This window comes from Vibrio sinensis (assembly GCF_003605645.1).
Taxonomy (GTDB): domain Bacteria; phylum Pseudomonadota; class Gammaproteobacteria; order Enterobacterales; family Vibrionaceae; genus Vibrio; species Vibrio sinensis.
Genome location: NZ_QVMU01000002.1, coordinates 83,195 through 96,976, shown reverse-complemented (window position 1 = coordinate 96,976; position 13,782 = coordinate 83,195). Strand labels below are relative to the sequence as shown.

The 13,782-nt window shown below is 41.2% G+C and carries 11 protein-coding genes; 5 read left to right on the top strand and 6 right to left on the bottom strand.

The features are described from left to right. Nucleotides 1-160: 160 nt before the first annotated feature. Nucleotides 161-1,429 carry an O-acetylhomoserine aminocarboxypropyltransferase/cysteine synthase family protein gene (locus tag DZ860_RS03980; RefSeq protein ID WP_120029635.1) on the top strand — a complete coding sequence of 423 codons (1,269 nt, stop codon included), beginning with the start codon at nt 161-163 and terminating at the stop codon, nt 1,427-1,429. 194 nt (nt 1,430-1,623) lie between these two features. On the opposite strand, the gene DZ860_RS03975 is transcribed toward DZ860_RS03980, so the two are convergent. The 4 genes from DZ860_RS03975 to DZ860_RS03960 all read right to left on the bottom strand — a co-directional run bounded on the left by DZ860_RS03975 (nt 1,624) and on the right by DZ860_RS03960 (nt 5,822). Then, nucleotides 1,624-1,986: a DUF3316 domain-containing protein gene (locus DZ860_RS03975; RefSeq protein ID WP_120029634.1), complete on the bottom strand. Its 363-nt coding sequence runs from the start codon at nt 1,984-1,986 to the stop codon at nt 1,624-1,626. Nucleotides 1,987-2,335: 349 nt separating this feature from the next. Next, entirely contained in the window at nt 2,336-3,058 is a 723-nt protein-coding gene (phnR, locus tag DZ860_RS03970; protein ID WP_120029633.1) for a phosphonate utilization transcriptional regulator PhnR, read from the bottom strand. A 300-nt stretch (nt 3,059-3,358) separates the two neighbouring features. Continuing rightward, nucleotides 3,359-3,973 carry a DedA family protein gene (locus DZ860_RS03965; RefSeq protein ID WP_207890598.1) on the bottom strand — a complete coding sequence of 205 codons (615 nt, stop codon included), beginning with the start codon at nt 3,971-3,973 and terminating at the stop codon, nt 3,359-3,361. Between the two features lie 475 nt (nt 3,974-4,448). Then, nucleotides 4,449-5,822 (bottom strand): Na+/H+ antiporter NhaC family protein, encoded by a 1,374-nt coding sequence (locus DZ860_RS03960; protein WP_120029632.1) that lies wholly within the window; start codon nt 5,820-5,822, stop codon nt 4,449-4,451. 299 nt (nt 5,823-6,121) lie between these two features. Here DZ860_RS03960 and DZ860_RS03955 point away from each other — a divergent pair, with 299 nt between their 5' ends. From DZ860_RS03955 to DZ860_RS03945, 3 genes are all read left to right on the top strand, one after another. Continuing rightward, nucleotides 6,122-7,453, top strand: coding sequence for an aspartate aminotransferase family protein (locus DZ860_RS03955; RefSeq protein ID WP_120029631.1), 1,332 nt, complete (start codon nt 6,122-6,124; stop codon nt 7,451-7,453). Then, nucleotides 7,444-8,295 (top strand): beta-keto acid cleavage family enzyme, encoded by an 852-nt coding sequence (locus DZ860_RS03950; RefSeq protein ID WP_120029630.1) that lies wholly within the window; start codon nt 7,444-7,446, stop codon nt 8,293-8,295. The genes DZ860_RS03955 and DZ860_RS03950 overlap by 10 nt, the downstream gene beginning before the upstream one ends. Nucleotides 8,296-8,405: 110 nt before the next feature. Beyond that, nucleotides 8,406-9,380, top strand: a complete 975-nt coding sequence (locus tag DZ860_RS03945; RefSeq protein WP_120029629.1) for a TAXI family TRAP transporter solute-binding subunit — start codon at nt 8,406-8,408, stop codon at nt 9,378-9,380. Nucleotides 9,381-9,481: 101 nt separating this feature from the next. Here the strand turns inward: DZ860_RS03945 and DZ860_RS03940 are convergent, their stop codons facing one another. Next, nucleotides 9,482-10,585 (bottom strand): diguanylate cyclase, encoded by a 1,104-nt coding sequence (locus DZ860_RS03940; protein WP_120029628.1) that lies wholly within the window; start codon nt 10,583-10,585, stop codon nt 9,482-9,484. Between the two features lie 391 nt (nt 10,586-10,976). Next, nucleotides 10,977-12,248 (bottom strand): mechanosensitive ion channel family protein, encoded by a 1,272-nt coding sequence (locus DZ860_RS03935; RefSeq protein WP_120029627.1) that lies wholly within the window; start codon nt 12,246-12,248, stop codon nt 10,977-10,979. A gap of 331 nt (nt 12,249-12,579) precedes the next feature. Between DZ860_RS03935 and DZ860_RS03930 the strand changes: the two genes are divergently transcribed. Beyond that, nucleotides 12,580-13,770 carry a hypothetical protein gene (locus DZ860_RS03930; protein WP_120029626.1) on the top strand — a complete coding sequence of 397 codons (1,191 nt, stop codon included), beginning with the start codon at nt 12,580-12,582 and terminating at the stop codon, nt 13,768-13,770. The last annotated feature ends 12 nt before the right edge of the window (nt 13,771-13,782 follow it).

The window sequence follows — 13,782 nt, the reverse complement described above, 5'->3', positions numbered from 1 at the left end:
CATTATCACTGCAAGGAAAAACTAATATTTGGGCCAGTAAGATATCTTGTCCTAAATCGACTTCTCTGATGAATTTCAAATCTCTTGCAGTTGGTGGTTTCTTCGCCGGGGAAAAATCGGCATTATCATAGCGGTATACTCACAACATCACGGATGATTTATGAAAGATGAAACCTTATCGATTCACTTCGGCTACGAAACCGATCCAACCACTAAATCAGTAGCTACACCGATTTATCAAACCGTCGCTTACGAGTTTGATGATGCTCAACATGGTGCAGATCTCTTTAACCTTGCGGTTCCCGGTAATATTTATACTCGAATCATGAATCCGACCAATGACGTTTTAGAAAAACGTATGGCAGCTCTTGAGGGCGGGATTGCTGGTTTAGTAGTTAGCGCGGGTAGTGCTGCAATCAATTATGCCATTCAAACCTTGGCGGGTATCGGTGATAATATCGTCTCTACCCCTCAGCTGTATGGTGGTACATACACGTTATTTGCTCATATGTTGCCAAATCAAGGCATTGAAGTACGCTTTGCAAAAGATGATAAACCAGAAAGCCTAGCGGAGTTAATTGATGAAAAAACCAAAGCGGTTTACTGCGAAAGTATCGGTAATCCGGCAGGGAACATCATAGACCTAGAACGTGTTGCTGAACTTGCTCATGCACAGGGTGTGCCTGTCATTGTTGATAATACGGTTGCGACGCCTGTTTTGTGTAAGCCGATTGAGTTTGGCGCAGATATCGTTGTGCATTCATTAACAAAATACGTGGGTGGACATGGTACGACACTCGGTGGTGTGATTGTTGATTCGGGCAAGTTCCCATGGGCTCAGCATAAAGACCGCTTCCCAGTATTCAATCAGCCAGAAGCGTCTTACCATGGTGTGGTTTATACCGAAGCCTTTGGCGATGCGGCATTTATTGGTCGAGCACGTACGGTACCATTGCGTAATACCGGTTCTGCGTTGTCACCAATGAACGCGTTTATGCTGATGCAAGGGTTAGAAACGCTTTCTCTTCGAATGGAGCGCCATACTGAGAATGCGCTGAAAGTGGCTGAGTTTCTCAATCAACATGAACAAGTGAGCTGGGTGAGTTATGCAGGTTTGCCTACTTCACCACATTACCCGTTGGCAGAGAAATACATGCAAGGTAAGCCATCGGCAATTCTATCTTTTGGTTTGAAAGATGGCTATGACGCTGGTGTACGCTTTTATGATGCATTACAAATATTTAAACGCTTGGTCAACATTGGCGATGCGAAATCTCTTGCTTGTCACCCAGCTTCAACGACGCACCGTCAGTTAAGCGATGAAGAACAAAAACGTGCAGGAGTTAGTCCTGAAATGATTCGTCTGTCAGTGGGTATCGAGCACATCGATGATATTCTGGCGGATCTAGAACAAGCATTGAGCGCATAGAAAAGAGATATAAACGTATCTAGAGAATGTAGAGAAATATAAGGAGGATATTATTATCCTCCTTTTTTATAGGTGCTAAATTATTATTCCAGCTAATTGGGTAAATAAAATAGTACTTATAGGTGTTGAAATATAAGTAAGGCTCTAATATTTTATGTGAATAGAACAGGATGTAACGTTCTGTTAATAATTAATTAACGACCATTGCGTTGTTGAATACGATATTTATAACTCACATTTAAAACGGGTTGATATGCAATAGTACCATTACTTTGTAGGAATTCATCGACCACCACTTTGGTATTGGTGATGGAAACCGATTCACGATCGGTACGATGGTACGCATGAATCAGTTCGGAAGTGAGCTGGTCACTGCTCATATCCCTATATTCTTTGATCATATTATGCCCCATCAAATAAGCAGCTTCTTTACTGCTAACAATATCACCATGGATCTTAGTGTTGTCCTTATTCCATTGGTACAACCCGGCAAAAGAAGCAGTACTCATGACAGTCGTAAGTAGCGTTAAGCTAATCAGTGAAATAATACGTTTCATAATGTTCTCCTTGTTTACCTATACCCTAGCACCTTGAGGTTACTGGGTATAAATATCGAATGGTGTAAATATTAATCAGGGTAATGATAGATTAGGTAAAAATAGAGACCATCAAGAGTGCTTTAATATTTCATGATGATTTTTAATGAAAGGCTGTTTACTTATTTAAATATTATTAGGAATAAATATTGCTTAGCTTAAATTCCGTATTATTTCGGCTGTTTAATGTGGATATGAAAGTGATATGAGCAATAAATTTGAATTTTCAAATAGCATTTAGTTATTAAAACTGTTTTTTTATCGCAAAGTTTTATCAAAAGTATGTGTGAATTCCGCGAAATAGACGAAGTTATCTGGAGGCAGGATCGGCATTACGCAACTCGACCATGGATTCCACACGAATGGCATCGTGACGCCAGCACTCGACGCTGTAGTCAATTCGTTCATTATTGTCATCATAGGTAATTCGTTCGATCATCATTGCAGGAGTTCCTGACGTTGCTCGCAGGGCTTGAGCCGTTTCACCGAGTATTGAACTGGTACTCATCCGATAGTGTACTTTTTGATATTGCACACCAAAGTGGTCTCGGTAGATATCGGTCAGTGAACCATTAAGATCGAAATCGAGTAAATTTGGGCACACGGTTGGACGTACGTAGTGAGTAACGTAAGCAACCGGTCTTTCTTCTAGATAGCGAACTCGGTCAATACGTATGACATCGGAAAAGGGCGGCAACTGAAGTTGTTGAGTGGCTTGCTTATTTGCAATCGTATTTTTCGCGGCGAGCAGTTGTGTCTGTGGTTTTCGATTTTGCGTGGTTGCCATGGTGGCAAAGTTTAACGGGAGACTCGGGTCATAGCATAAAGGTGTTGGGGAAATGAACCATCCTCGGCGATCTTCACGATAAATGCGCCCATCAGCCTCTAAAAGTGACAAAGCTTCGCGTAGTGTGACACGTGTAGTATCAAATGACTCTGCGAGTTTACGTTCGGCAGGGAGCTTCTGTCTCGGTGACAACATCCCGGTTTCTATTTGTTCGACAATCGCGTCTTTTATTTTTACGTACTGCACGAACAGTCCTTATCTAAGTATCTAAGTATCTAAGTATCTAAGTATCTGGGCATTTAAGCATCTGGGTAAAATTTTACTGGAACGATGTCGCTGAAACTATGCTACTAAAATGGGGGAGAGTGCTTAGCTTTTACTTAAAGCAAAGCACGCTTCACTCGCATATTATCGCAGAATCTTATCTTCATGCACTAACAGTAATAAATAGTGTGGTCGCGATACCATATCACTCTCAAGTCATATCAGTACGTTACCTACTAAGAAGAGCCGAATGTTTGGACGCACTCGTCATTTGGAAATCGACTAGCTGCTTTTGGAAGTGCTCTTTCTCTTCCAGACGAAAGCAAATAGGAACACGGTAAAAAGCATTGCGGCAACTAACCATATACCAAGTTGATGGTGAGTATAGAAAGTACTTAACTGATGAAGATGCTCGAACGCAAAGTTGGTGAGTAGGCTAAAAACTAAAACCCAAATGGTCGTCGCAAGAGCATTGCCAATCAGAAATTCATTTCGTGGCATTTTGGCTATGCCACATGCCAGTGGCATAAATTGTTTCATCCCCTCAACGAAGCGGCTAACGATTAAACATGCGGGGCCATATTTCTGAATGGTCGTTTGTAGTTTTTGCATCTTTGAACCGGAGACATAGCCTTTCTTATCGAGCCAGCCTTCAAAGTGGTAGCCAATCAAGTAACCACATGTATTGCCAATAAAGCAGGCTAACCATGATGCCAACATCACCATACTTAGATTCATTACATGTTGAGAAGAGAGAATAGACGCTGCGATCATCAAAGATTGACCAGGCATGGGTACACCAATGCCTTCGAGAAAAATACTAATAACGAGAGCAAGGTAGCCGTACTGTTCCAGTAGCGGTGTCATCGCAGTGAGTAAATGATTGATGTGTTGCAAAAGGGGTTCCTCGAGCAAGCTTTGAATGAGAGGTTTTAGATACACCTCTTCCCATTAAGCGTCAATTCAACTGTGCTTAGATAGGTGAAAAATGACACTGAGCTAATATTTGTCAACTTGATGTGAATGGATTGAAATTCGAAGTTATATCCAAGTGACTTCAAGAGGCTGAATTTAGCGTCTTCCATAGTTTCAACTTTAGGAGAAAACGGTCTAATTGAATGCCTCATCATAGTGATTCTATTTTCAATATTGTAGCTAAGCCAGTTATGGTTTGTGGAATTTATGTGCAGTAATCCTCGTTTTCAGCTAGATAAATGCTGATCAAGATGAGCCCTTTGATGGAATCGAGTTGTGATAGGCCTTTGTAAGGTGCGGTGAAAAATTAAAAGGAGCTCATGATTGAACTCCTTTAGAACGATGGATGAATCGCGATTTTTTTATAGCGATTCAACTTTCTTTTACAATGGTTTAATTACAGTGCGGCATCCGTTTGTGGGGTAGCTTTACGTGTTGGGTGCTTTAAGAACACAGCAACAATCGCTGCAATCGCCAACGAGAAACAGTAGTAAGAGTTCGCAACCACATCGAGTGGTGACAGATTGAAGACTGAACCAAGCAAGAGCACCTGCGCACCATAAGGTAATGTACCTTGAATGACACAAGAGAAAATATCCAGCAAGCTTGCAGAACGACGTGGCGTCACACTGTTTTCTTCGGCGATTTCACGAGCGACACTACCTGAAACAATAATCGCGACCGTGTTGTTTGCCGTACAAGCGTTCACCATGGTGACTAAGCTAGCAATGCCTAGTTCACTTGCGCGACCATTTGCTTGTTTAGAATGCGTTGAACTGAAAATACGAATAATACGGCTGACCAAATTCGTCAAAAAGACTAGGCCACCTTGGCGACGCATCAATTCACTCAAACCACCAATCAGCATTGATAATAAGAAGATTTCTTGCATGTTGCCAAAACCTGCGTAAATGTCTTTACCAAAATCGGTTAAAGCATAGTTGTCGATTGAGGTTAAGCTCACTCCGCCTGCTAGAAGAATACCGATAGAGAGCACAACAAATACATTCATCCCTGAAACCGCAAGGATCAAAATCGTTACGTAAGGAAGTACTTTTAACCACTCAATCGGTCCTGTTTCAGGCATTTGAGTCGCCGTACTATTGAATGCAAAGATCACTAATGCAAATAGTGCGGCAGGAATGGCGATACGTACGTTTTCACGGAATTTATCTTTCATCTCGCAGCCTTGAGAGCGCGTAGCAGCAATGGTTGTATCTGAGATGATAGAAAGGTTGTCACCAAACATCGCACCACTTAGTACCACACCCGCTGTCAAAGGTAAGCTCATTCCCGCTGACTCAGCAATACCTAGAGCGACAGGCGCAACGGCTGCGATGGTACCCATTGAGGTACCCATTGCGGTTGCGATAAACGCCGAGATAAGAAAGATCCCCGGCAAAATCATGCTGGTTGGAATAGCCGCTAGGCCTAGGTTTACCGTAGCATCAACGCCACCAGACGCTTTAGCGACCGCAGCAAATGCTCCAGCAAGCAAATAAATCATACACATAGCGATAATGTCAGGGTGTCCAACACCACGCATAAAGTGTTCAATGGAGCGATTTAGCGAGTCTTTACTTAGCAAAATGGCAACAACAACCGCAGGTAATGCTGCGATAGGTGCAGGTAACTGATAGAAAGCGAAATCGACGCCTTGAAGTGTCAGATAAGTACCTACACCAATAAACAATGTTAGAAAGACAAACAATGGCAGCAGAGCCAATGCTGATGGTGTGATAGGAGCTGAGGTTTTTTTGGTATCTGACATGTGATCAATAACACAGAAAATAAGAATGATGAGCAGACTAATCGCATTGATAAGCCATGTCAACGTCTAGACGTCTAAATGTCTAATTTACTGTGCGAGTATGAGTTTGTTAAGCGCCTCACCCCTCACAAGCGTAAACCGTCGTTATTGGTTTTATCTCAGCGTAACAGAAAATCTGAGTACAACAGAAAACCTGTATATACAGCAGCGGGGAGATTCTGAAATTGATTAAAATATCAACATGACTCAAATCGATGACTATCATTAGGGTATTGTGTTAGCTATCGAGTTTATTTTGAATGTCAAACGTCTTCCATCGTCATTGTCATGAAACGCTCCCGACAATTGCTCGGGGAGAGGGCGTGTACTTGTTCGATACATCAGGAAAAACATACCTTGATGCCTGTGGTGGTGCAGCAGTTTCAAATCTTGGTCATGATCATCAAGGTGTAAAAAAAGCCATGCTCGAGCAAATAAGCCAAGTACCTTTTGCTCATACTGGTTTTTTTACTAATACAGCGAGTGAGCAGCTAGCGGAAAAAATCTGCGCCACTTTGCCCACTCAGTTCAACCATATTTATTTTGTTAGCGGCGGTTCAGAGGCTGTGGAATCTGCTTTAAAAATGGCGAGACAATATTTTGTTGAACAAGGGGTAGGGCAGAAAACGCAATTTATCGCCCGTCGACAAAGCTATCATGGTAATACGTTGGGGGCTTTATCTGTTGGTGGGAATGAGTGGCGTCGAGCGCCTTATTATCCATTGTTGACTCATTCACATCATATTGATCCATGCTATGCCTATCGTGACCAAACTAGTGATGAAAGTGAACTCGATTATTCTTTACGAACGGCAAATCAACTCGAACAGAAAATTCTGCAATTAGGTGCAGAAAACGTCATGGCGTTTATTGCAGAACCGATTGTGGGTGCGACGGCAGGGGCTGTCCCCGCAACATTAGGGTATTTCCGACGGATTCGAGAGATATGTACTCAATACAATGTACTACTGATTCTTGATGAAGTGATGTGTGGCATTGGTCGAAGCGGCACCATGTTTGCCTTTGAACAAGAACAAATTGAACCTGATTTAGTCTGTATGGCAAAAGGGCTAGCGGCAGGTTATCAACCTATTGGTGCTTTAGCTGTAAGTGATGATGTATATAACGTTATTGCTCAAGGGAGTGGTTTCTTTCAACACGGACATACCTTTATGGCTCATCCTGTCGCTTGTGCGGCAGGATTGGCGACTTTACAAGCTATCGAAAATGAACAACTTCTCTTTGCTGTTGAGCAGTATGGCCGGCAATTGCAGCAGCAACTGAGTGAATCATTAGCAGAGTTTCCTTACCTTGGCGATATCCGCGGAAAAGGTTTATTTCTCGGGTTGGAATTGGTAAAAAATCGTGAAACCAAACAACCACTAGCGATTGAAACACTCGCTGCGAAGCAAGTAAAACAGATTGCGATGCGAAATGGATTGATGTGCTATCCCATGGCTGGAACGATAGATGGCACTTTAGGCCACCACATTTTGCTCGCACCACCTTTTACGATTCAAGCTCATCATATTGATGAACTCGTCACAAAGCTCACCCTGACTCTAGAGGAGGCCGCTTTGTCATGGCACTAATTCTTCCATCTGATTCGAAAGTGGCCGTTATTGTTGCGCCAAATGGTGCACGAAAAACCAAGGACGATCATCCTCATTTACCTATTAGTGAGCATGAAATTATAGAGGAAGTGATCGCATGTCGTGATGCTGGAGCCGCCATGGTTCATTTACATGCACGGGATGGAAATGGGCAACACACTCTAGCTATTGATGACAATTTACAGTTACTGGAAGCGGTAACAGCGGCGGTCGGCGATAGCATTATTGTTCAACTAACAACAGAAGCTGTTGGGAAATACACAGCCACAGAACAAATGAGCTTGATTCGAGAAACCCGCCCTGAAGCGGCGTCATTTTCTTTGCGAGAACTGATTCCCTATGACAGTGGCTATCAATCAGCAAGAGACTTTTTTCACTGGCTGGTGGAAGAAAACATCATTAGCCAAATTATTTTGTACGACCAACATGATGTGCAACGGTATTTCCGCCTACGTCATGAGCAAGTGCTGCCTAAAGAAATGCAACATGCGTTGATGGTTCTTGGACGTTATCAAGAGCACTCTCTCCCCTCGCCTTGGAACTTACGTGATGTCCAACTTGAACGTTTTGTTAATGAACGAGTGCGATGTGCGATGTGCGCTTTTGGAGAGCAAGAGCAAGCGTGTTTAGTGAGTGCGATGCTTTTAGGTATCGATGTTCGAGTTGGTTTTGAAAATAATCTTCTTAATAGTTACGGACACTTGGCGCAAAGTAACGCAGAGCAAGTGTCTCGTCTTAAGGATGTCAGTGAACGGCTTAATATTCAGTGGCATGACGCAGCGAGTTTTCGCTTAGCGTTAACTCATGACTTGATTGAATAAGAGCAAGTTAAGCTCATTTGGGTTACGCCAAATTCAGCCAATATAATTTAGCTACGGTAATTTTAGCTTTTTTAATAATGGACACACAGCATGAACGAAAAGGAATAAGCATGATACGTTTAAAGAGTTTATTGATGGCCGCTACCATCGCGACCTTAATCGGGATTCCATTAGCAGCATCAGCTCAAGATCGGTTTGTTACTATAGGAACCGGTGGTGTTACTGGAGTTTATTATCCCACAGGAGGGGCGATTTGCCGCTTAGTGAATAAAAATAAAGATGAACATGGCATTCGATGCTCAGTAGAAAGTACTGGTGGTTCTATCTATAACATCAACACGATTCGTGCTGGTGAATTGGACTTAGGTATTGCGCAGTCGGATTGGCAATATCATGGTTACAATGGAACCAGTAAATTTGAGAAAGCCGGCCCATTCAAAGAGATGCGCGCCGTATTCTCTATTCACCCGGAACCGTTTACCGTTGTTGCTAGAGCTGATTCCGGTATTAAAACTTTTGAAGATCTCAAAGGAAAACGAGTCAATATCGGTAACCCTGGTTCTGGTCAGCGAGGAACGATGGAAGTTCTCATGGATCGATATGGCTGGACTGTTGACGATTTTAAATTGGTCTCTGAGTTAAAGGCATCCGAGCAATCAAAAGCACTTTGTGATAACAATATTGATGCCATGGTTTATGTGGTTGGCCACCCAAGCGGTGCGATAAAAGAAGCGACGACTTCATGTGACAGCGAAATCATCACGGTAGCAGGGCCAACGGTTGATAAACTAGTAGATGACAATAGTTATTACCGTACAGCGACAGTTCCCGGAGGTATGTATCGTGGTAGTGATGAAGATGTGGCGACATTTGGTGTCGGTGCTACTTTTGTTTCTTCAACCGAAGTGCCTGATGATGTGGTGTATGCGATAGTTAAATCGGTATTTGAGAATTTTGATACATTTAAGAAGCTTCACCCAGCCTTTGCTAATTTGAAAAAAGAAGAAATGATTAAAGATGGTCTATCTGCACCCTTGCACCCTGGCGCAGAGAAGTATTACCGTGAAGTGGGTTTAATCGAGTGATCTTTGATAGAAAAACACGATGACAAGCTTAGCAAATGCTATTTAGGATAAAGAGCTCACCTTGTGTGAGTTTTTTTTCGTAGTTTATCTTTTCAATGGAGTTAAAACGAATCACTTTCAGGGAAGATAGAGTATCTATTTTTACCATCTTCTTTGGCTTTATAGAGCGCAACATCCGCATTTTTGACTAGTTCTAGATACTGTCTGTTTGGTGTTGGTTGCATTAATGCTCCACCAACGCTCACAGTCACATAGTCATTAATCATGTTGTAAGGGTGGGGGATTTTTAGATCTCTGACTTTGTCTAAAATAAGAGCGGCTATTTCAATCAGCCTTTCTTTATTGATATCGAGAAAAGCAAAAACAAATTCCTCACCGCCATAGCGAGCTAAAATACGATCATTTTCAGAAACGAGGTTATTTAATAAATTCGCGATCGTCTGTAGGCATCGGTCACCAGCGAGGTGGCCATGGCTATCATTGAGTAGCTTGAAATTATCAATATCAATCATTAATACAGAAACGGGTTTATTTTCAGTGCTTGATTTAATCCATATTTCTCTTAAATAAAGATCGAGAGCACGTCGGTTCTTGACCAAAGTTAAAGGATCGATAAAGGCCATTGCTTCTAATTCACTGGTTAAATATTCCAGCTGTTTGGTTTTGACTTCTAACTCAACATTAATCCGGATCAGCTTCTCTTGGTATCGGCTTCGCACTACATGTTGCGATACAACAAAACCAAGCATTTTCAATGTATTGACTTGTTTGTTTGTTAAAGGAGCTTTGGAAAGTAAATTATCACAAGCAATCCACCCGATAGGATCACTACCATCCCAGAGCGTAACATAACCATTCCAGCCAATGCCTACGTGTTCAAAGTCATGAAGTAAAGTCGTGTTCTTATTGAAGCCAATATAGGTACGATCTTGAATCATTTCCCATGCAAAAGCATGTTCTTTGATGGTTGAAGTAAAGTAACTTTCGTTGACGACATTACCTTCTGTATCTGTGCCATATGTCCCTTGTACGGAATCCTCGCCGGTAATCAAAAATATTGCCATTCGATCAATGTTTAATTTAAGAATGGATTGCTCGATAGCAATTTTGAACATCTCATCTTGAGATTTGGCATGGCCTAATAGATATGAAATATCATGCAAATCATTAACTTCATCATCATAATAATCTATATGATTGTTCATCCTACTCGCCTTGTTTCAATCTCTTTATTAAACGGTTTAGTGACAAAAAAACCGTACGACAAACTGTAATATTGCGTTCAATCTTAAGATAAAAGATAAGTTTCATATACTAGGTTTTCCTGAGATTAGGCCTAAAGTGTGACTTTAACCTCTATTTATTATTGAAACTTCAGTGAGAACAGATAGATATTTCATGAGTAGATGTGTTAATGATAAAACTGATTTTATATGGTTAAAGTTTGATCCTAATTTAGGTCTGGATTCATCCTAATTTGCCATCTCATGACAAAATCGAGCTTGTTAAGAGTGAAAAAGATGGCAACCTTAGGTTGCCATCTTATCGCGACATCATGAGTATTATTTATCCACTATGACAGAATAACTAAGGACGCTAGGTAATTTGTCGTATGCCTATACTCGCTGCGTCGTTACTGGTGATAGCTTGGTAAGGACGTAGGCCAAACATGGGCATAATCGAATAAATATGATCAAAGAGGTCTGCTTGTACTCCCTCATAAACTGCCCAGTCGACACTATTACAAAAAGCATAAACTTGAAGTGGGATCCCCTCTGGCGTGGGTTGGAGTTGGCGAACCATAATCAACATATATTGATGAATGTCTTTATTTGAACGTAGGTAGGCATTCACATAGGCTCTAAATAGGCCGAGATTTGTCATCTGGCGAAGATTGCCCGTTCCATGATCCTCTGCGTCTAGTTCATCATTGTAATCACTAATTTCGCGCATTTTCTCATAGATATATTGGCGTAAAATCCGAATTTTTTTCATCGATTCGATCTCATCGTCACTCATAAAACGGATTGATGTGACATCAATATTGACGGAGCGTTCAATGCGTCGACCACCGGAGTCAGACATTCCTTGCCAGTTAATAAATGCATTTTGTACTAAGGCATAGGCTGGCAACATGCTAACGGTGTTATCAAAGTTACGTACTTTCACGGTCGTTAATGATATCTCTTCAACAGTACCATTTGCGCCATAAGCACTCATTTGAATCCAGTCATTTAGGCTGATCATACGGTTAGCTGAAAGCTGAATGCCCGCCACAAACCCAAGTATGGTGTCTTTAAATACCAACATGACAAAACCGGTAGCTACCCCAAGGCCGGATAAGAAAATCAGCGGTGATTCGTTAGCGAGAATAGAGATGAAGATCACCACGCCAACGAAAAAGGTAAACAACTTAATGAGCTGTACGAAACTCTTGATAGGCATTTTCCGTGTAATGCCTTTGAATGTAGCGATATCGTTGAGAGCATCTAAAAGAGCGAATATCACCCAAACAATCATAAACAAAATTAGAATGCTTAATAGTCGGTCTAGGATATTGGCGAGCAAGCTATAGTGTCCAACGGATATTGGAACCAAAACATCCAGAATCATGATCGGGACAAGTAAGGATATTTTCCCGAGTAAATCGTATTTGGCTAAACTCTCGGAGAGTGGTTTATTGGTTTTTTGTAGAACATTTTTTACCGAACGAACAATTAGATGATGGACGATCAAATAGCTAATGCCGGCTGTAGCGAGGCTTGCGACTAAAAACACACTGGTTAGCTCTATGCCATAGGGATCGCTATTAATGCCTACGGTGGTTAGCTTATGTGAAATGTAATTGCGAATATGGTGCTCTAACAAAATCTTACCCTCAAAAGTTCCTCCCTATAATCATACTCCAATTTTCGTTTGTTGAACGTTTGATTCTAAAGGGATTTCGACGAACTGTTGCGTTGACCTTGTAATGGTATTTTGAAATACAGAGTTTGAAAGAGGGAGTTCCAATAAGTGCTGGTCGCGGTTAGAGTATGGCTATAGAGAAGTGCGGTTCCGCTAGGATTTTATGCTAGTTTGTTATCGAAACGCTTGCTCTTGACTAAAGTGAGAAGCACTTAGTCAAAATGATATAAGAAGCGACACATAAAACAGCCAACCGATAATCCACTATCAATCAACGGTCAGTAGTATCACGATGCTAAAAAATATTATAACAACGATTAATACCCATTTGTCGAATCAAGAGCTCGATATTAGGAAAACCAACAATGCGAGATTCATTGATCAAAAATGTACCCCAGACGTACTTTCCTCTGTTGCTGAATCGATTCTTGAGTATCTTGATACTGAACAAAAGCAAGATTTCACGATTAGAGAGATTTGGAATAGCGAATTTGCTATTGATGTGATGGTGAATAAATTCCAAAAACCGTCGCCAACGGATGTTGGATCGCGAAGCGAATACGATAAGGTTTTTTCCCAGCCGATCAAGCTACTTGATTATGCAGGCATTATTTCGGAAATCGGCACCAGAGATCGAGGCGCGCTGTTCCAACTGAATAACCGAGAAGTGCTTGAATATATCTCAGTCAGTGATGATAAAGCGTTAAAGTTTTTAATTAATTATTTAGAAAGCATCATTGAAGCGAGTGGTTTAAAAGCGTTATTTGATGGTTTTTTCCATGCGCCAAGCAAAGATTCCTTTGCCAATCTGAAAGAGAAATACATTCAATTCATTATTGATAACACACCAATTAATGGAGAGACAGAAACCTCTCGGATTTTTACCAAAATCATTAATCCATTGGCTTTTAGCCGTAAGAGTTTTGGTACGTCAAAAGGGCGGATTTCCAAAAGTGTTATTCAATACTCGGAACTGTTTTATAACCGAGTTAACTTTCGTGATGTACAAAAGCCAAAAGATCAGCCAAGAAAAGCTTATCTAATCGATCTTGGTGAAGAATCAACCTCTGAAACTTATCAAGTTGAAAAGGCTAAACGCCAGATTAAAAAACATCACAAACAGAAAAGTGAAACGCATCGATTCCTGCATGAGCCAGCTATTCATGCCCATCATATTTTTATGAAGAGCGAGTTTCGTGAGTTATCAGATACGTTAGAAAACCTGATTCTACTAACGCCATCTCAGCACTATTCCTATGCACATTTAGGCGGTAATACTCAACGAATTAGCAAGCCATATCAGCTTGTTTGTCTTTTAAGTAAGATTGACTCGATTGAAGAGTCTGAATATTGGGAAGATGACTTTTATAGTAAGAGTAAATTTGTCAATGTTGTAAATACGGGTTTAGAAAAAGAGCTGCTAAAAAACAATATGTCTTTTCAGGATATGAAAAACATTTTGGCCACTGAGTACGTCAGTTAAAAAGGAAAACAA